This is a genomic window from Streptomyces sp. NPDC088197 (assembly GCF_044741185.1).
Taxonomy (GTDB): Bacteria; Actinomycetota; Actinomycetes; order Streptomycetales; family Streptomycetaceae; genus Actinacidiphila.
The window spans coordinates 136,729-156,001 of sequence record NZ_JBIUSD010000018.1 but is presented as its reverse complement, the minus strand read 5'-3'; the positions used below and the strand labels follow the sequence as shown (position 1 = coordinate 156,001).

Here is a 19,273-nt window from a genome sequence, read left to right as displayed (position 1 = left end):
GTTACATTCCGAACCCGGAAGCTAAGCCTTTCAGCGCCGATGGTACTGCAGGGGGGACCCTGTGGGAGAGTAGGACACCGCCGAACAATCTTTATCAATGCCTTGGCCCCCGAGCTTCGACTCGGGGGCCAAGGCATTTTTGTTTTCCGTTACCCTCTGTTCACGTCGCTCCGAGACTCTGGGCCTCCCGATAGGCGGAGGTGTGGAGACGTGCAGCAGATGACGACTGCCGGACGACGGCACAGGATCGCTTCGGACGCGACGGCCGCCGCGCTGCGCACGTCGCTCGAGGAGCTGGGTATCGGGACAGGGGACGAGGTCATCGTCCCGTCGTTCGGACCGGGCGCGCCGGCCGACGCCGTCCGACTCGCGGGCGCCACACCGGTGTTCGCGGACATCGACCCCCGGACGTTCTGCCTGGCCCCCGAGGCCGTCGCCGCGGGCGTCACGGCGCGGACGGCCGCGATCGTACCCGTCCACGTATTCGGGCACCCCGCGCCGATGGCGCGGCTCGACGACCTGGCGTCGCGCCGTGGTCTGGCGCTCGTGGAGCAGGGCACCGAGGGCGGTGTCGAGGAGGACGCGGGAGTGGTCGCCCGGCGGCGGGCGCACGCGCGGTTCCTGGACTCGGCGCTCAAGGGCGTGGTCGTGCCGTACACCGAGCCGGGGGCGCACCACCTCTACCGGCAGTACGCGGTACGGATTCCCGGCAACGGCCGGCCGGACCGGGACGCCTTCGCCGCGGCCCTGGCGGCACGGGGCGTGCGGGCGACCGTGAGCGTGCCCGTACCGGTGCACCGGATGCCCGCGCACCGGTCGGGGGCCGTGTTGCCGCAGACCGAACTGGTGGCCGCGGACAGCCTGTCGCTGCCGGTCCACCCCGGCATCACCCAGCGGGAGTTGACGCACATCGCGGACGCCTGCAACGCGCTCGGCGGGCTGCTGTGAACCGCCGCTGAACGACCCTTGAGCGTGCTTCGAGCACCCGCGTTCATGGGATAGGATCTTCCCATCGACGCGCCCCAATAGCTCAGTCGGTAGAGCGTCTCCATGGTAAGGAGAAGGTCTACGGTTCGATTCCGTATTGGGGCTCGGCACAGAAGGCCCTCACCGTCAGGCGGGGGCCTTCTTCATGTCGTCGCGCACCAGGACCCGCGCCGAGGACCGTGCGAAGAATCCCCGTGCGAAGAACCCGCGCTACTCGGACTTCTTCGGAACCCGCATCGACAGGATCGCCATGTCGTCGGACGGCGCGTCAGAAGCGAAGCGCTCAACGGCCCGTTGGATACGGGCGGCCACGGCGCCCGCGGTCAGGCCCGTACAGGTGGACAGGACGTCGGCGAGGCCGTCGTCGCCGAGCATGCGGGTGCCCTCGCGGCGCTCGGTGACGCCGTCGGTGACGCAGAGCAGGACATCGCCCGGGTCGAGGGAGACGGTCTGCTCGTACAGTTCGAGGTCGTCCATCACGCCGAGCAGCGGCTGCGGTTCGGCGGCGGGTTCGACGGTGCCGTCGGGGCGCAGGCGCAGCGGGAGCGGGTGGCCGGCGCAGACCATGCGCAGGACGGCGCTGCCGTCGTGCTGGGGCCACAACTCGCCGTACAGGAGCGTGAGGAAGCGGCTGCGGGCGCCCTCGTCGAGGATGGCGGCGTTGAGGCGTTCGAGGACGGCGGGGCCGCCGAAGCCCTCGCGGGCCAGCAGGCGCAGCGCGTGCCGGGCGAGGCCGGTGACGGCGGCGGCCTCCGGGCCCGTACCGCAGACGTCGCCGATGGCGAAGCCCCAGCAGCCGTCGCGGATCGGGAAGAGGTCGTAGAAGTCGCCGCCGACCTCGTTGCCCTCGCCCGCGGCGCGGTAGACGACCTCGACCTCGACGCCGGGGATGTGCGGCAGCTCCGGCGGCAGGAGGCTGCGCTGGAGGGCCTGGCTGATCGCGGTGCGCTCGCTGTAGAGGCGGGCGTTGTCCAGGGCGAGCGCCGCTCGGCGGGAGAGGTCTTCGGCGAGTTCGAGGATCTCCTGGCGGAAGCGTTCGTCGGCGGGCTTGCCGAGGGTGAGCATGCCGATGACCCGGTTGCGGGCGACCAGCGGCAGGACGACCGTTTCGCCGCCGACGGCCGCCGCGGTGGCGAGCGCGACACCGGGGGCGCTCGGCGCGCGCCCGCCCTTGCCCGAGGTGGGCGTGGCGGCGTTCGGCGCGGACGAGGAGGGCGCGGAGCGCGCGCCGACCCCGAGGCTGCGCAGAGAGGCCCGCAGGGCGCTGGAGTGGGCCGCGTCGGAGGGCGCGGTCCACATGCGGGCGCCGGGTGTCGGGTCGGGCTCCGGAGGCCGTACCTGGGACAGCAGCGCCTTGATGCCGTCGATGCGGTCCTCGTCCTCGTGCAGGACGAAGGCCAGCTCCGGCTCCGACTGCTCGGCGATCGTGTAGACCGCGCACCAGCTCGCCAGCGTCGGAACCGTCATCTGGGCCATGAGGGCCAGCGTCTGGTCGCGTTCCAGCGTGCCCGCGAGCAGGTCGGACGCCTCGACGAGGAAGGACAGCGAGCCGCGGCGCAGCCGTTCCAGCTCGGTGAGCCGGGCGCTCTCCACGGCGAGCGCGATCCGGTCGGCGGCGAATTGGAGCCGCAGCGCTTCCTGGTTGTTGTAGCGGCCGGGGGCCTCGGCGGCGACGCCGAGCGAGCCGGTCAGGCGCCCCTCGACCTTGAGCGGCACGGTGACCACCGAGCGCATGCCGGTGCCGGACAGCAGCGGTACGGCGCCGGGGACCGCGGTGAGGTCCTCGTGGACGGCCGGCATACGGGCGCTGCCGTAGCGTCCGGTGCCCGCTTCGACGGGGACGCGGGCGAAGCGCTGGCGGGCGGACGGCAGGCCGGTGGAGGCGCGTACTTCCAGCTCGGTCTCGTCGTCGGTGGCGAGCAGCAGGTAGGCGGCGTCGCCGTCGAGCATGTCGCGGGCGCGTTCGACGGTGCGCTGGAGGAGGCTGTCGAGGTCGTCGGGGGCGGGGGAGCCGATGAAGACCTCGAAGGCGTCCGTGGTCTTGCCGCGCTGGCCGAGGCCGGATTCCGCGCTCCCGGAGCCGCGGGACGGCGTCTGGAGCACGGCCCGCTCCTCGGCGCGCACCAGCAGGATGACGGTGGAGGGCTCGCCCTCGCTGTCGCGGACCCGCAGGTGGGAGCCGTACACGGGCAGGACGCGGCCGTCGGCGTCGCGCAGGCCGTAGGTGCCTTCCCAGCGGGAGTGCAGCAGGGCCTCGGCGAGGCCGATGCCGGTGCCGGGGGTCTGCGGCCAGGCGGTGAGGTCGGCGAGCGGTTTGCCGACCACGTCGGCGGCGGGGTGGCCGAAGAGCTCGGCCGCGTCGTCGTTCCAGCGCGTGATCGAGCCCATGCGGTCGACCTGGACGACGGCGACGCGCACGCTCTCGTCGGTGAGCGGGAGGTCGGCGGCGGGCAGGACGGGTCCCGCGGAGCGGGTGCCGGCGGGGCGCTCGGGCAGGTCGAGCTGGAACCAGACGTGCTTGCCCGCGCCGGTGTACTCCACGCCCCAGCGGCTGGCCAGGGCGGCGCACAGCAGCAGGCCGCGCCCGCCCTCGTTGTCGGGGTCGCGGAACTGGCGGCCTCTGCCCTGGATGGGGATCTCGCGGTCGGGGTAGTGGTCGGCGACCTCGACGCGTACGGCCGTCTCGTACCGCAGACACTGCACGTCGGCGGCGGTGCCCGCGTGCACGACGGCGTTGGTCACCAGTTCGCTGGTGAGCACCACCGCGTCGTCCACGACGTCGGCGAAGCCCCAGCCGTGCAGGGTGTCGCGTACGAAGGCACGCGCGACGGCGACCGACCGCCCCACCGGTTCGAAGCTGGCCGCAGCGCGCGCCGTGATCACCGGTCTCCTCGTTGCTCGTCCGTGGGCGGGTCCGCTGACCGGTCCCGCCGCCCGTGCCGCCGCCGTCCTGCCCGGTCCTCGTCGGCGGCCCCCTGAGGTGTACGCCTGGCAAGGTGCGGCGCCGCCGACACAAGAGCCAGGTTACTTACCCACGCGGACACCGCGTGCGCCGGTTGCGGGTGTTTCCACCCCGAACGTGCCACGGGTTATAAGCGTTGCCGCCGAACTGTTATGGCCGGGTGGGGCCATGGTGAAACACTGGGCATGCTCTCAAGGCAGCAATCTTGCACTTTTGCAGGTCGGTCGACCCTCCAGGAGGGACACGGTGGAGTCTGGCGCATCGGCGCGGGGCACGAGCACGCGCACGAAGAACGGGCGATCCCGCGCCAGTGGGACCGTAGAGGTCGATTCGGCCGCGCTGGTCAAGCTCCTCGGAGCGCTGGCCGCGATGCGGGACGGGAACTTCCGCAAGCGGCTGACGGTGTCGGGTGACGGCGTGATGGCGGAGATCTCCGCCGTCTTCAACGAGGTCGCGGACCGTAACCAGCACCTTACCGGTGAGCTGGCCCGGGTCCGGCGGGTCGTCGGCCGGGAGGGAAAACTCACAGAGCGGCTGGAGACCGGTGCCTGCGAGGGCGCCTGGGCCGCCGCGATCGAGGCGTCCAACGCGCTGGTGGACGATCTCGTACGGCCGGTGTCGGAGGTCGGGCGGGTGCTGTCGGCGGTGGCCGAGGGCGACCTGGAACAGCGGATGGACCTGCGGTCGCAGAACGCGGACGGGTCGGCGCACCCGCTGCGCGGTGAATTCCTCAAGGTCGGCCGGACGGTCAACGGGCTGGTGGACCAGCTCTCCGCGTTCACCGACGAGGTGACGCGGGTGGCCAGCGAGGTCGGTACCGAGGGCAAGCTGGGCGGCCAGGCGAAGGTCCGGGGCATGGCGGGGTCCTGGAAGGACCTCACGGACTCGGTCAACACCATGGCGTACCGGCTGACCGCCCAGGTGCGGGACATCGCGCTGGTGACGCAGGCGGTCCTGAAGGGCGATCTGTCCCGCAAGGTCACCGTGCACGTGGCCGGCGAGATGCTGGAGCTGAAGAACACCGTCAACACGATGGTGGACCAGCTCTCCTCGTTCTCCTCCGAGGTGACCCGGGTGGCCCGCGAGGTGGGCACCGAGGGCGAGCTGGGCGGCCAGGCCCAGGTGCCGGGCATGGCCGGTGTGTGGAAGGACCTCACGGACTCCGTGAACCTGATGGCCGGGAATCTGACGGCCCAGGTGCGGGACATCGCGCAGGTGACGACGGCGGTCGCCAACGGCGACCTGTCGCAGAAGATCACCATCGGCGCGCGCGGCGAGGTCGCGCAGCTCGCCGAGACGATCAACGCGATGACCGAGACGCTGCGGACGTTCGCCGACGAGGTGACGCGGGTCGCCGGTGAGGTCGGCGCCGAGGGTCTGCTGGGCGGTCAGGCGCAGGTGCCGGGCGCGGCGGGTACGTGGAAGGACCTCACCGACTCGGTGAACACCGCCTTCCGCAACCTGACCGGCCAGGTGCGCGACATCGCCCAGGTGACCACGGCGGTCGCCAACGGCGACCTGTCCCAGAAGGTCACGGTGGACGTCTCCGGCGAGATGCTGGAGCTGAAGAACACCGTCAATACGATGGTCGACCAGCTCTCCGCGTTCGGCGCGGAGGTGACGCGGGTGGCCCGCGAGGTCGGCGTCGAAGGTGTGCTGGGCGGTCAGGCGCAGGTGCCGGGCGCGGCGGGTACGTGGAAGGACCTCACGGACTCCGTGAACACGGCCTTCCGCAACCTGACGGGCCAGGTCCGTAACATCGCGCAGGTCACGACGGCGGTCGCCAACGGCGATCTGACGCAGAAGGTCACGGTGGACGTCTCCGGCGAGATGCTGGAGCTCAAGAACACTGTGAACCGGATGGTCGACCAGCTCGGTTCCTTCGCCGCCCAGGTGACGCGGATGGCGCGTGACGTGGGTACGGAGGGGCGGCTGGGCGGTCAGGCGCGGGTGGACGGGGTGGCCGGCACCTGGAAGGACCTGACGGACTCCGTCAACTTCATGGCCGGCAATCTGACGTCCCAGGTGCGGCAGATCGCGCAGGTCACGACGGCTGTGGCGCGCGGTGACCTGTCGCAGAAGATCGACGTGGACGCGCGCGGGGAGATCCTGGAGCTGAAGAACACCATCAACACGATGGTCGACCAGCTCTCGTCGTTCGCCGAGCAGGTGACCCGCGTGGCCCGTGACGTGGGTACGGAGGGGCGGCTCGGCGGCCAGGCGCAGGTGCCAGGCGTCGCCGGTGTGTGGCGCGACCTGACCGACTCCGTGAACGGCATGGCGGGGAATCTGACGGCCCAGGTCCGCAACATCGCCGAGGTCGCCACCGCTGTGGCGCGCGGTGACCTGTCGCAGAAGATCGACGTGGACGCCCGGGGCGAGATCCTGGAGCTGAAGAACACCCTGAACACGATGGTCGACCAGCTCTCCGCGTTCGGCGCGGAGGTGACCCGGGTGGCCCGCGAGGTGGGCACCGAGGGCATCCTGGGCGGGCAGGCCGAGGTGCAGGGCGTCAGCGGCACCTGGAAGGACCTGACGCAGTCCGTCAACTTCATGGCGAACAACCTGACCAGTCAGGTCCGCAACATCGCCGATGTCACCAACGCGGTGGCGCAGGGCGACCTGTCCCGGAAGATCACCGTCGACGCCAAGGGCGAGATCCTGGCGCTGGTGACGACCGTGAACCAGATGGTGGACACGCTGTCCGCGTTCGGTGACGAGGTCACGCGCGTGGCCCGCGAGGTCGGTACGGAGGGCCAGCTCGGCGGCCAGGCGCGGGTCCGTGACGCGTCGGGCATCTGGAAGGACCTCACCGACAACGTCAACCTGATGGCCAACAACCTGACCAGCCAGGTGCGTTCGATCTCGTCGGTCGCCACGGCCGTGGCCAACGGCGACCTGACGAAGAAGATCACCGTCGAGGCGCGCGGCGAGGTCGCGCAGCTCGCCGAGACCATCAACACGATGGTGGACACGCTGTCGGCCTTCGGTGACGAGGTCACGCGCGTGGCCCGCGAGGTGGGCACCGAGGGCATCCTCGGCGGCCAGGCGCGGGTGCCGGGCGTGGCGGGCACCTGGAAGGACCTCACCGAGTCGGTGAACGGCATGGCGTCCAACCTGACCGGTCAGGTGCGGCAGATCGCGCAGGTGACCACGGCGGTCGCCCGCGGTGACCTGTCCAAGAAGATCGACGTGGACGCGCGCGGCGAGATCCTGGAGCTGAAGACGACCATCAACACGATGGTCGGGCAGCTCTCCGCCTTCGGTGACGAGGTGACCCGCGTCGCCCGCGAGGTGGGTACGGAGGGACGCCTGGGCGGTCAGGCGCGGGTGCCCGACGTCTCGGGCATCTGGAAGGACCTCACCGAGTCCGTGAACCTGATGGCGAACAACCTGACCAGCCAGGTCCGCAACATCGCGCAGGTCGCGACCGCGGTGACCCGCGGCGATCTCAATCTGCGGATCGACGTGGACGCGGCGGGCGAGATCCTGGAACTCCAGGACTACATCAACACGATGATCGTCCGTCTGCGCGAGACCACGCTCGCCAACAAGGAGCAGGACTGGCTCAAGGGCAACCTGGCGCGGATCTCCGGCCTGATGCAGGGCCGCCGCGACCTCGGCGACGTGGCCGCGCTGATCATGAGCGAGCTGACCCCGGTCGTCTCCGCGCAGCACGGCGCCTTCTTCCTCGCGGAGGACACCCAGGAGGTCGGGGAGGAGTACGAGCTGCGGCTGATCGGCGCGTACGGCTTCTCCAAGCGGACGATGTCGTCGGTCTTCCTGCCGGGGGAGGGGCTGATCGGCCAGGCCGCGGTGGAGAAGCGCTCGATCCTGATCGAGAACGTGCCGCCGGGTTATCTGAAGATCACCTCGGGGCTCGGCGAGGCACCTCCGTCGCACGTCATCGTGTTGCCGGTGCTCTTCGAGGGCCGGGTGCTCGGCGTGATCGAACTGGCCGCCTTCCAGCCGTTCACCCAGATCCAGAAGGACTTCCTCAACCAGATCACCGACATCATCGCGATCAGTGTCAACACCATCTCGGTCAACACCAAGACCGAGGGACTGCTCAAGCAGTCCCAGGAGCTGACCGAACAGCTCCAGGAGCGCTCGGCGGAGCTGGAGAACCGGCAGGCCGCCCTGGAGATGTCCAACGGCGAGCTGGAGGAGAAGGCCGAACTGCTGGCCCGGCAGAACCGCGACATCGAGGTGAAGAACACCGAGATCGAAGAGGCCCGCCAGGTGCTGGAGGAGCGCGCGGAACAGCTCGCGGTCTCGATGCGCTACAAGTCGGAATTCCTCGCCAACATGTCGCACGAGCTGCGCACCCCGCTCAATTCGCTGCTCATCCTGGCGAAGCTGCTCGCCGACAACGCGGACGGCAACCTCTCGCCCAAGCAGGTCGAGTTCGCCGAGACCATCCACGGCGCCGGTTCCGACCTGCTCCAGCTCATCAACGACATCCTGGACCTGTCCAAGGTCGAGGCCGGCAAGATGGACGTCTCGCCGACCCGTATCGCCCTGGTGCAGCTCGTGGACTACGTGGAGGCCACCTTCCGGCCGCTGACCGCGGAGAAGGGCCTGGACTTCTCCGTCCGGGTCTCGCCCGAACTGCCGGTCACCCTGCACACCGACGAGCAGCGGCTGCTCCAGGTGCTGCGCAATCTGCTGTCGAACGCGGTGAAGTTCACCGACAGCGGCTCGGTGGAGCTGGTGATCAGGCCCGCGGGCGCCGAGGTGCCGCAGTCGATCAAGGAGCAGTTGCTGGAAGCGGGCACGATGCGCGAGCCCGACCAGCCGCTGATCGCCTTCTCCGTGACCGATACGGGCATCGGCATCGCGGCCAGCAAGATGCGGGTGATCTTCGAGGCGTTCAAGCAGGCCGACGGCACCACCAGCCGGAAGTACGGCGGTACGGGCCTCGGTCTGTCGATCAGCCGCGAGATCGCCCGGCTGCTCGGCGGCGAGATCCACGCCGACAGCCAGCCGGGACGCGGCTCGACCTTCACGCTGTATCTGCCGCTGTCCCTGGGCGACTTCCCGCAGGCGCTGCCGCAACTGCCCGCGGGCGGCCACGGCGGCGACTTCGAGCAGGGCTCGGCCGGCGACCGGGCGCGCCCCGGCAGCAGCCTGGCCCGGCTGCGCCGCCGTTCCGCGCAGCCCCCGCAACTGCCCGAGGGCGGCGGCCAGTCCAACGGCTCTGCGCCCTCGAACGGGTCGGGTCCGCGCGGCGGGTCCGCGAACGGCTCGGCCAACGGCTCCGCGCAGTCGCGGGGTCCGGGCGGAGCGGGCACCGAGGACACCTGGTCCGACGAGGGGCACCCCGACGCGTACACCGGCTTCTCCGGCGGCTTCAGCGGCGAGAAGGTGCTGATCGTGGACGACGACATCCGCAATGTCTTCGCCCTCACCAGCGTCCTCGAACAGCACGGCCTGACCGTGCTGTACGCCGAGAACGGCCGCGAGGGCATCGAGGTCCTGGAGCAGCACGACGACATCGCCGTGGTGCTGATGGACATCATGATGCCGGAGATGGACGGCTACGCGACGACCACGGCGATCCGCAAGATGCCGCAGTTCGCCGGGCTGCCGATCATCGCGCTCACCGCGAAGGCGATGAAGGGCGACCGGGAGAAGAGCATCGAGTCCGGGGCGTCGGACTACGTGACCAAGCCGGTCGACACCGACCATCTGCTCACCTTGATGGAGGAGTGGATGCACGCCCGGTGACGGCCGGGCGCGGGCCCGGCGACGCCATGGGCCCGCGCCCGGGATCGTGCGCCCGATGAGGTGTGAGGGCGCCGATTAAGGGGAACCTTCTGGTCTCCGCCTACGTTTGCGGTACGTGTTGAGTGACCTGGCGGTGACAGGGTGTGGCGAACGGCGGGGTGCGGCTACCATGACCGGCACAAGGACGGGCGGCACGACGGAGTCGTCCCCGGGGGCGGCGACCGGTGTAGTGCCGGGGCGAGGAGGGCGGGCCATGGTGCAGAAGGCCAAGATCCTCCTGGTCGATGACCGGCCGGAGAATCTGCTGGCGCTTGAGGCGATCCTCTCTGCGCTCGATCAGACGCTGGTACGGGCATCGTCCGGGGAGGAAGCGCTGAAAGCGCTGCTCACCGATGATTTCGCGGTGATCCTGCTCGATGTCCAGATGCCGGGCATGGACGGGTTCGAGACCGCGGCGCACATCAAACGGCGGGAGCGGACCCGGGACATCCCGATCATCTTCCTCACCGCCATCAACCACGGCCCGCACCACACCTTCCGGGGGTACGCGGCGGGCGCGGTCGACTACATCTCCAAGCCGTTCGACCCGTGGGTGCTGCGCGCCAAGGTGTCGGTCTTCGTCGACCTCTACACCAAGAACTGTCAGCTCCGGGAGCAGGCGGCGCTGCTGCGGCTCCAGTTGGAACAGGGCGTGCCGTCCGCCGCGGGCGCCAACGGCAGGGGACGCGGCGCGGGCGAACCCGCGGGGCTGCTCGCCGAACTGTCCGCGCGGCTGGCCGCCGTCGAGGAGCAGGCCGAGGCGCTCACCAAGCAGCTCGACGAGTCCGCGGACGCCGCGGCCGTCGCCACCGCCGCCCACCTGGAGCGCAAGCTGACCGGCCTGCGCCGCGCCCTGGACGCGCTCGAACCGGGCACCGGCAACGGCGTCGTCAAGCTGCCGAATCAGGAGTGAGCCGTACGGGGAAGGCCGCGCGCCGCTTTTGACGTCGCGTCAGTCCCCGGCCCCGGCCGGACGACACGAACGGGCGTACTCTCAGGCACGCGTGTCACCCGATCACAAGGGCGGTAACCTCGGCACCATGGCCTCACGTACGTCCGGCACCGCCAAAAAAGCCCCGGCGAAGCCTGCGGCCAAGAAGACCGCGGCGAAGAAGCCCGCCGCCGCGAAGAGCGCCGCGGGGAGACCGCCCGCCAAGAAGGCTGCGGCGGCCAGACCCGCGCCCCGGCCCGCACCGTCGCCGACCAGCGGGCTCTTCCGCATGGCGCGCGCCGTGTGGCTCGGCCTGGCGCACACCGTGGGCGCCGTCTTCCGCGGCATAGGGCGCGGCGCGCGCGGCCTGGACCCCGCGCACCGCAAGGACGGCCTGGCGCTCCTCCTGCTCGGCCTGACCCTGGTGGTCGCCGCGGGCACCTGGTCCAACCTCCAGGGCCCGGTCGGCAACCTCGTCGAGGTCCTGATCACCGGTGCCTTCGGCCGCCTGGACCTGCTCGTGCCGTTCCTGCTCGGCGCGGTCGCCGTACGGCTGATGCGCCACCCGGAACAGCCGGAGGCCAACGGCCGGATCGTGATCGGCCTGTCCGCCCTCGTCATCGGCGCGCTCGGCCTGGTCCACCTGGCCTGCGGCGCCCCCGGCCGCGGCGAGGGCGCGACCGCGATGCGCGACGCGGGCGGCCTGCTCGGCTGGGCCGCCGCCTCCCCGCTCGTCTACACCGTCGGCTCGGTGCTCGCCGTCCCGTTGCTCCTGCTCTTCACCGGCTTCGGCCTGCTCGTGGTCACCGCCACCCCGGTGAACGCGATCCCGCAGCGGCTGCGCCAGGCCGCCACCCGCCTCGGCGTGTACGAGGCGCCCGCGGACCCCGAGGCGGTCCCGCTGGAGGACTTCTTCGAGGACGAGGACGACCCCCGCACCGCCGCCACCACCGACGAGTCGCCCGTACGGCGGCTGCCGATCCGCTTCGGCAAATCGGCCGCGGAGCCCTACGACGTCGACAGCGACACCGACCCCGACGAGCGCTCCGCCGTCGCGTCCGCGGCCGGGGGCGACCCGGGCGCCGACGAGCCCAAGCCGCGCCGCCGCCCCAGGCGCCGCTCCGAGGCGCTGCCCGGCGACCGGGACGAGGACGGCAGGGACGCGGTGGACGTGGCCGCCGCTGCCGCCGCCGCGCTGGACGGCGCGGTGCTGCACGGTGTGCAGCCCTCCCCGCTGGTCGCCGACCTCACCAGCCGGATCAGGAAGCCGGTGCCGGCCGCGCGCGCCGAGGACACCCCGGAGGAGTCCGGCGGGGTCCCCGCGGAGTCCGGCGGCGTCCCCGACCTCACCAAGAAGTCGCCCGAGACCACGGGACCGCCGCTGCCGCCCCGCGCGGAACAGCTCCAGCTCTCCGGCGACATCACCTACGCGCTGCCCTCCCTGGACCTGCTGGAGCGCGGCGGCCCCGGCCGTACCCGCAGCGCCGCCAACGACGCGGTGGTCGCGGCGCTCGGCCAGGTGTTCAAGGAGTTCAAGGTCGACGCGGTCGTCACCGGCTTCACCCGCGGCCCGACGGTCACCCGCTACGAGGTGGAGCTGGGCCCCGCGGTCAAGGTCGAGCGGATCACCGCGCTCGCCAAGAACATCGCCTACTCGGTCGCCAGCCCCGACATCCGGATCATCAGCCCGATCCCCGGCAAGTCCGCGGTCGGCATCGAGATCCCCAACAGCGACCGCGAGATGGTCAACCTCGGCGACGTGCTGCGCTCCGCGGAGGCCGCGGGCGAGGACCACCCGATGACCGTCGCGCTCGGCAAGGACGTCGAGGGCGGCTACGTGATGGCCAACCTCGCCAAGATGCCGCACGTCCTGGTCGCGGGCGCCACCGGCTCCGGCAAGTCCTCCTGCATCAACTGCCTGATCACCTCGGTGATGGCCCGCGCCACCCCCGACGAGGTCCGGATGGTGCTGGTCGACCCCAAGCGCGTCGAGCTGACCGCGTACGAGGGCATCCCGCACCTGATCACCCCGATCATCACCAACCCCAAGCGGGCCGCGGAAGCCCTCCAGTGGGTGGTGCGCGAGATGGACCTGCGCTACGACGACCTCGCCGCGTACGGCTTCCGGCACATCGACGACTTCAACGCCGCCGTGCGCTCGGGCAAGGCCAAGACGCCCGAGGGCAGCGAGCGCGAGCTGACGCCGTATCCGTATCTGCTGGTGATCGTGGACGAGCTGGCCGACCTCATGATGGTCGCGCCGCGTGACGTGGAGGACTCCATCGTCCGCATCACGCAGCTCGCGCGGGCCGCGGGCATCCACCTGGTGCTGGCCACCCAGCGGCCCAGCGTCGATGTCGTGACCGGTCTGATCAAGGCCAATGTGCCCTCCCGGCTCGCCTTCGCGACGTCCTCGCTCGCCGACAGCCGCGTCATCCTGGACCAGCCCGGCGCCGAGAAGCTGATCGGCAAGGGCGACGGGCTCTTCCTGCCGATGGGCGCGAACAAGCCGATTCGTATGCAGGGCGCCTTCGTCACCGAGGACGAGGTCGCCAAGGTCGTCGACCACTGCAAGGCGCAGCTCACGCCCAGCTACCGCTCCGACGTCACGGTCGGCAGCGGCCCGAAGAAGGAGATCGACGAGGAGATCGGCGACGACCTGGACCTGCTGTGCCAGGCCGCTGAGCTGGTGGTTTCCACCCAGTTCGGCTCCACGTCGATGCTCCAGCGCAAGCTGCGGGTCGGTTTCGCCAAGGCGGGCAGGCTGATGGACCTGATGGAGTCGCGCGGCATCGTCGGCCCCAGCGAGGGCTCCAAGGCGCGCGACGTGATGGTGAAGGCCGACGAGCTGGACGACGTCCTCGCCGAGATCCGCGGCGGGGGAGCGTAGGAGCGGCCGGTCCGGAGCCGGGCGTCGGCAGGTCGAGCGCGCGGGAACGGCCGGTCCTGTACGTACCGGGGGCCCGGACGGCCCACGGAAATGCGTAAGTCACGGGACTCGGGGAATGTGTTGGGGCAACTGTTTCTCCTGTTCGTACGTCAAGTTGATACAGGGGGGCTCGTATCGATGCACACGGGTGAACCTGTCGGCTTCCGACGACGATCCCGACCGCGATCCCGATGGCAATCCTGATGGCGGACAAAAAGTGATCGTCCGGTTGCCGCCGCGTTTCGTACCCCCCCTAGACTGAACTTCCAGCAGGTGGCTGCACCCTCGAAAGGCGCCCTCGTGTCCGTCGGCAACTCGCCCTCCGAAGACCGGCCTTCGGTCGGTCACGCCCTCGCCCAGGCCCGTATCGCGGCGGGGCTCTCCATCGACGAGGTCAGCACCAGCACGCGGGTGCGCGTCCCGATCGTGCAGTCGATCGAACAGGACGACTTCTCGCGGTGCGGCGGCGACGTCTACGCCCGCGGGCATATCCGGACCCTGGCGCGCGCCGTCGGCGTCGACCCCGAACCGCTGGTCGAGCAGTACGTCGCCGAGCACATCGGCGAGGAGGCGCCCGCTCCCGTCGCGCCGCTCTACGAGGCGCAGAAGATCCGTTCGGAGCCGCGCCGGGCGAACTGGACGGCGGCCATGGTCGCGGCGATCGTCGCCGTGGTGGGCTTCGTCGGCTTCACGGTCTTCACTGGCGGCAGCGGCGGCGACAAGACCGCGGCGAACTCCCCGAGCCCGTCCGCGACCACCAGCGCGCCCGCCGTCACCCAGTCGCCGCAGAGCAACGGCGCCGATCCGAAGACGGACCCGACCGACAGCGCCATCGCCGCGGCCCCGCCCGGCAAGGTCACCGTCAAGATCAGCGCCGAGAGCGGCACGAGCTGGGTCCAGGCCAGTGACGGCAACGGCAAGCAGCTCTTCCAGAAGTCGCTGAAGAAGGGCGAGTCCCAGACCTTCACCGACGACAAGAAGATCAAGCTCGTCGTCGGCAACGCGGGCGCCGTCAAGCTCTTCGTCAACGGCAAGGACCTCGGCGCCGCGGGCACCGACGGTCAGGTGGTGCGTCTCACCTACACGCCGGGTGACCCCACGCAGGGCTGAATTGTGCTTCCCCGCCGTCCCGGCACCACCGCGAGCACCGGTGGCGCGGGGGCGGCGGCGACATGGCCGGGTACGCTGAGCGTATGCCCGAACCCCGTACCGTCGCTCTTGTCACGCTCGGCTGCGCCCGCAATGAGGTGGACTCCGAGGAACTCGCCGGCCGGCTGGCGGCGGACGGATGGCAGTTGGTCGACGACGCCTCCGAGGCCGATGTGGCGGTCGTGAACACCTGCGGCTTCGTCGAGGCGGCCAAGAAGGACTCGGTGGACGCGCTGCTGGAGGCCAACGACCTCAAGGGGCAGGCGCGCACCCAGGCCGTCGTCGCGGTCGGCTGCATGGCCGAGCGGTACGGCAAGGAACTGGCCGAGGCGCTGCCCGAGGCGGACGGCGTACTCGGCTTCGACGACTACGCGGACATCTCCGACCGGCTGCGGACGATCCTGGCCGGCGGCGTCCACGCGTCGCACACCCCGCGCGACCGGCGCAAGCTGCTGCCGATCAGCCCGGCCGAGCGGCAGGCGGCGAGTGTGGCGCTGCCGGGGCACGCGCAGGGGCACGGGACGTCCGGCGAGGAGCCGGTTGAGGCCGCCGCGAGCGCTCTTGAGGCTTCCGAGGACTTCGCGGCCCAGGCGCCCGCCGACCTGCCCGAGGGCGTCGCGCCCGCCTCCGGACCGCGCGCGCCGCTGCGCCGCCGCCTGGACTCGGGACCCGTCGCCTCCGTGAAGCTCGCCTCCGGCTGCGACCGCCGCTGCACCTTCTGCGCGATCCCGTCCTTCCGCGGCTCCTTCATCTCCCGCCGCCCCTCCGACGTCCTCGGCGAGACCCGCTGGCTGGCCGGAGAGGGCGTCAAGGAGGTGATGCTGGTCAGCGAGAACAACACCTCGTACGGCAAGGACCTCGGCGACATCCGCCTGCTGGAGACGCTGCTGCCGGAGCTGGCGGCGGTCGACGGCATCGAGCGGGTCCGGGTCAGCTACCTCCAGCCCGCCGAGATGCGCCCCGGCCTGATCGACGCGCTCACCGGAACTCCGGGCGTCGTCCCGTACTTCGACCTGTCCTTCCAGCACTCCGCGCCCGCCGTGCTGCGCGCCATGCGCCGCTTCGGCGACACCGACCGCTTCCTCGAACTGCTGGACACCATCCGGGCCAAGGCCCCGGAGGCGGGTGTCCGCTCGAACTTCATCGTCGGCTTCCCCGGCGAGACGGAAGCCGATCTGGCCGAGCTGGAACGGTTCCTGGGCTCCGCGCGGCTGGACGCCATCGGCGTGTTCGGCTACTCGGACGAGGACGGTACGGAGGCGGCGACCTTCGGCGACAAGCTCGACGAGGACGTGGTCGCCGCCAGGCTCGCGCGGGTCTCGCGGCTGGCCGAGGAACTGACCGCGCAGCGCGCGGAGGAGCGGCTGGGCGCGACCGTACGGGTGCTGGTCGAGGCGGTGGACGAGGAGACCGGCGAGGTGACCGGCCGGGCCGACCATCAGGCGCCGGAGACCGACGGGCAGGTCGTGCTGGCGGTGCCCGACGGCGCTCCCGCCCCGCTGCCGGGGACCTTCGTCATGGCGAAGGTGACGGCGACCGAGGGCGTGGACCTGATCGCGGAGCCGCTGGACGTCCCGGCGGTTCCGGCGAGCCGTGTGGTTCCTGGGATTCCGGCGGTTCCTGAGATTCCCGAGATTCCTGAGGATACGACCGGGACGGCGAGTGCCGCGGGGGGCGTGACCGACGCCCCGCGCGGCCTGCAGGAGGTGGGCAGATGACCGGAGCCCCCGCGCCCGCCGCCCCGGCCTCCTCGACCCCCGACCACCTCGGGGACCCGGTGCTGCCCAAGGCCGACCTGTGGAACATCGCGAACATGCTCACGATGGCCCGGCTGGTCCTGGTCCCCGGCTTCGTGCTGCTGCTCGTGCACGGCGACGGGCACGACCCGGCCTGGCGCTCCTTCGCCTGGGCCGCCTTCGCCGTCGCGATGATCACCGACCTCTTCGACGGCGAGCTGGCCCGCCGCTACGGCCTGGTCACCGACTTCGGCAAGATCGCCGACCCCATCGCCGACAAGGCGATCATGGGCGCGGCGCTCGTCGGCCTGTCCGCCCTCGGCGACCTGCCCTGGTGGGTCACCGTCGTCATCCTCTTCCGCGAGCTGGGCATCACCGCCATGCGGTTCTGGGTGATCAGGCACGGCGTGATCCCCGCCAGCCGGGGCGGCAAGCTCAAGACGCTCACGCAGGGCATCGCCGTCGGCATGTACGTCCTGATCCTGACCGGCCCGCTGGCCACCGTACGGGCCTGGATGATGGGCGCCGCGGTCGTCCTGACCGTTGCCACCGGCTTCGACTACGTACGGCAGGCGGTCGTCCTGCGCCGCGCGGGACTGGCGGCGGAGCGCGCCGCGGTCGCGGCGGCCTCCGAGGCGGTCGCGGAAGCGGCCGCCGCTCCGGCCCAAGCTCCGGCGGGCGCTCCGGCGGGCGCGACCGCGGCGGATTCCGTGGCCGGCGTCGAGCTGGAGGCCGAGGCCGGGGCCGAGCGACCGCAGGGCGTATGACCGCCGCTGGGCGGGCGGACGCGGCGGAGGTACTGCGGCTGCTGGACGAGCGCGGCCGGACGCTGGCCGTCGCGGAGTCCCTGACCGGCGGTCTGGTGGCCGCGGAGCTGACCGGGGTGCCCGGCGCCTCCCGGACCTTCCGCGGCTCGGTGACGGCGTACGCGACAGCCCTCAAGCACGAGCTGCTCGGCGTGGACGCGGCCCTGCTGGCCGCGCGCGGCGCCGTGGACGCCCAGGTGGCCCGCGAGATGGCCGAGGGCGTACGGGACCGGCTCGGCGCCGACTGGGGCGCCGCGACGACCGGGGTGGCGGGACCCGACCCGCAGGACGGGCAGCCGGTGGGCACGGTGTTCGTGGCCGTCGCGGGTCCCGGCGGTGCGGTGGGCGCCGCGCTCAGGCTGTCGGGCGACCGTACGGAGATCCGGCGGGCGACCGTGGCCGCCGTATTCGAACTGCTGACCTCGGAGCTGAGGAAGACCCGCCCCGAGAAGAGTCCGGAGGCGAAGGATAGGGAAGAACACGGGGGGAAGGGATGTTTGCAGCCCTGAGTGAACACGACATCGCTCCCCGCACGGCCGGTGCCCGAGGCGGTACGGTGGGGCGAAGAGGATGCGGATTCGCGGTCCGAGGAGGGAGCCACCGATGATCCTGCTCCGTCGCCTGCTTGGTGACGTGCTGCGTCGGCAGCGCCAGCGCCAGGGCCGCACCCTGCGTGAGGTCTCTTCGTCCGCCCGGGTTTCCCTGGGCTATCTGTCAGAGGTCGAACGGGGGCAGAAGGAAGCGTCATCCGAGCTGCTCTCGGCGATCTGCGACGCCTTGGACGTTCCTATGTCCGAGGTGATGCGGGAGGTCAGTGACGATCTGTCGCTTGCCGAGCTGGCACAGTCGGCGGCGTCCGAGACCACTGCCGCGCCGATGCGGCCCCTGCTGGGTGCGGTCACTTCTGTCACGTCCATGACGTCCACACCGGACGAACGGATCACTATCAAGGCGCCCAAGAAGTCTGCCGAGGCTGTCGACGTGGTCGCCGCCTAGCCTTCTGACCTGCTTGTTCCGACGGCCCCGACCGGCTCGCTCCCGGTCGGGGCCGTCGGCGTGTGCCCGACGTCCGCCGGGCTTCGGCCGTTCCGCCGCCCTTCTCCCGGCCATCTCCCGCCGCGCTTCGGGCCGCGCTTTCGTCCGCGCTGTTGTTCGTGCTTTTGCCATGTGTGCGAGCCCGAGGCAGGGTAGGCGGGGAGGGTCAAGGGGGGCGAAACGGACCTCATGGTGTCGATCCGCTAGGAGAGAACCGCATGACTGTCGTCAAGAGCCCGCTGTCGGAGCCGGACCGGAAGACCGTCGGAGACGCGCTTCAAGGCGCCCTGGTGGACCTCCTGGACCTGTCGCTGCTCGCCAAGCAGGTGCACTGGAATGTCGTCGGCCCGCGCTTCCGCTCCGTCCATCTCCAGCTCGACGAGGTCGTCGACACCGCCCGGCTGCACTCCGACACGGTCGCCGAGCGGGCCTCCGCGATCGGCGTGACGCCTGACGGGCGGGCCCGCACGGTCGCCGAGACCAGCGGGATCGACACGGTGACCGACGGCTGGGTCAAGGACACCGAGGTCGTCGAGATCCTGGTCGCCGCGCTGGACGCCGTGATCGTGCGGATGCGCGAGCGGATCGAGACCACCGAGCAGCCCGATCCGGTCAGCCAGGACCTCCTGATCGGGATCACCGCCGACATCGAGAAGTTCCACTGGATGTTCCAGGCCGAGAACGTCTGACGCACGGCCGGAATGTCGCTTTGCGTGCATATGTCGCAGCTGGTCGTGGCCGTGCGGCGACCCTTTCGGGTGAACGTTGCCCGGGGCCTGCCGGCGCGCGGCTAGCGATCTTGGCGGCAGGGCATCGCACCTGAGTACGGGACCCGCCGCGGGCGGCCTCCCGCCGCAACCTCGGGGGTCCGAAGGAGGCGGCCATGCGCGCACTGCGAGTTTTCGTGCTCCAGGCCACGGACCGGGTGGGGGGCTGGTCATGGGACGGGTCATGGGGTCGGTCATGGCG

The 19,273-nt window shown here is 71.2% G+C and carries 10 protein-coding genes, 1 tRNA gene, 1 rRNA gene and 1 pseudogene; 12 read left to right on the top strand and 1 reads right to left on the bottom strand.

Annotation, left to right across the window (positions count from 1 at the left end; all coding sequences use genetic code 11):
- From rrf to ACIOC1_RS31165, 3 genes are all read left to right on the top strand, one after another.
- Positions 1-86, top strand: a 5S ribosomal RNA gene (gene rrf / locus ACIOC1_RS31175); the annotation flags it as partial.
- Between the two features lie 133 nt (positions 87-219).
- Positions 220-948: a DegT/DnrJ/EryC1/StrS family aminotransferase gene (locus tag ACIOC1_RS31170; protein ID WP_355338780.1), complete on the top strand. Its 729-nt coding sequence runs from the start codon at positions 220-222 to the stop codon at positions 946-948.
- A gap of 71 nt (positions 949-1,019) precedes the next feature.
- Positions 1,020-1,092, top strand: a tRNA-Thr gene (locus tag ACIOC1_RS31165).
- A gap of 105 nt (positions 1,093-1,197) precedes the next feature.
- Here the strand turns inward: ACIOC1_RS31165 and ACIOC1_RS31160 are convergent.
- On the bottom strand, positions 1,198-3,870 hold the full coding sequence (locus ACIOC1_RS31160) for a SpoIIE family protein phosphatase (RefSeq protein WP_355338115.1): 2,673 nt from the start codon (positions 3,868-3,870) through the stop codon (positions 1,198-1,200).
- 325 nt (positions 3,871-4,195) lie between these two features.
- Here ACIOC1_RS31160 and ACIOC1_RS31155 point away from each other — a divergent pair, with 325 nt between their 5' ends.
- The 9 genes and pseudogenes from ACIOC1_RS31155 to ACIOC1_RS31115 all read left to right on the top strand — a co-directional run bounded on the left by ACIOC1_RS31155 (position 4,196) and on the right by ACIOC1_RS31115 (position 18,993).
- Positions 4,196-9,679: a HAMP domain-containing protein gene (locus tag ACIOC1_RS31155; protein WP_401857297.1), complete on the top strand. Its 5,484-nt coding sequence runs from the start codon at positions 4,196-4,198 to the stop codon at positions 9,677-9,679.
- A gap of 253 nt (positions 9,680-9,932) precedes the next feature.
- The gene (locus ACIOC1_RS31150; protein ID WP_188286139.1) at positions 9,933-10,631 is read left to right on the top strand and encodes a two-component system response regulator; all 699 of its coding nucleotides are present in this window, start codon (positions 9,933-9,935) and stop codon (positions 10,629-10,631) included.
- Positions 10,632-10,758: 127 nt separating this feature from the next.
- The gene (locus ACIOC1_RS31145) at positions 10,759-13,539 is read left to right on the top strand and encodes a DNA translocase FtsK (protein WP_401857295.1); all 2,781 of its coding nucleotides are present in this window, start codon (positions 10,759-10,761) and stop codon (positions 13,537-13,539) included.
- A gap of 339 nt (positions 13,540-13,878) precedes the next feature.
- Entirely contained in the window at positions 13,879-14,688 is an 810-nt protein-coding gene (locus tag ACIOC1_RS31140) for a RodZ domain-containing protein (RefSeq protein ID WP_188286150.1), read from the top strand.
- Positions 14,689-14,771: 83 nt separating this feature from the next.
- Positions 14,772-16,295 (top strand): annotated as a pseudogene (rimO, locus tag ACIOC1_RS31135) (30S ribosomal protein S12 methylthiotransferase RimO); the annotation flags it as partial.
- 146 nt (positions 16,296-16,441) lie between these two features.
- Positions 16,442-17,230: a CDP-diacylglycerol--glycerol-3-phosphate 3-phosphatidyltransferase gene (gene pgsA / locus ACIOC1_RS31130; RefSeq protein ID WP_355338126.1), complete on the top strand. Its 789-nt coding sequence runs from the start codon at positions 16,442-16,444 to the stop codon at positions 17,228-17,230.
- Positions 17,227-17,778: a CinA family protein gene (locus ACIOC1_RS31125; RefSeq protein ID WP_355338129.1), complete on the top strand. Its 552-nt coding sequence runs from the start codon at positions 17,227-17,229 to the stop codon at positions 17,776-17,778. The genes pgsA and ACIOC1_RS31125 overlap by 4 nt, the downstream gene beginning before the upstream one ends.
- 94 nt (positions 17,779-17,872) lie before the next feature.
- Positions 17,873-18,265 carry a helix-turn-helix transcriptional regulator gene (locus tag ACIOC1_RS31120; protein ID WP_355338132.1) on the top strand — a complete coding sequence of 131 codons (393 nt, stop codon included), beginning with the start codon at positions 17,873-17,875 and terminating at the stop codon, positions 18,263-18,265.
- Positions 18,266-18,522: 257 nt separating this feature from the next.
- A complete protein-coding gene (locus ACIOC1_RS31115; RefSeq protein WP_401857292.1) occupies positions 18,523-18,993 on the top strand; it encodes a Dps family protein in 471 nt (156 codons plus the stop codon).
- Positions 18,994-19,273: the final 280 nt, after the last annotated feature.

What these genes read in the sequence shown, in the direction of transcription:
- ACIOC1_RS31115 (WP_401857292.1), top strand. Translation starts at nt 18,523, where the DNA reads ATGACTGTCGTCAAGAGCCCGCTGTCGGAGCCGGACCGGAAGACCGTC.
- ACIOC1_RS31145 (WP_401857295.1), top strand. Translation starts at nt 10,759, where the DNA reads ATGGCCTCACGTACGTCCGGCACCGCCAAAAAAGCCCCGGCGAAGCCT.
- pgsA (WP_355338126.1), top strand. Translation starts at nt 16,442, where the DNA reads ATGACCGGAGCCCCCGCGCCCGCCGCCCCGGCCTCCTCGACCCCCGAC.
- ACIOC1_RS31150 (WP_188286139.1), top strand. Translation starts at nt 9,933, where the DNA reads ATGGTGCAGAAGGCCAAGATCCTCCTGGTCGATGACCGGCCGGAGAAT.
- ACIOC1_RS31170 (WP_355338780.1), top strand. Translation starts at nt 220, where the DNA reads ATGACGACTGCCGGACGACGGCACAGGATCGCTTCGGACGCGACGGCC.
- ACIOC1_RS31120 (WP_355338132.1), top strand. Translation starts at nt 17,873, where the DNA reads ATGATCCTGCTCCGTCGCCTGCTTGGTGACGTGCTGCGTCGGCAGCGC.
- ACIOC1_RS31125 (WP_355338129.1), top strand. Translation starts at nt 17,227, where the DNA reads ATGACCGCCGCTGGGCGGGCGGACGCGGCGGAGGTACTGCGGCTGCTG.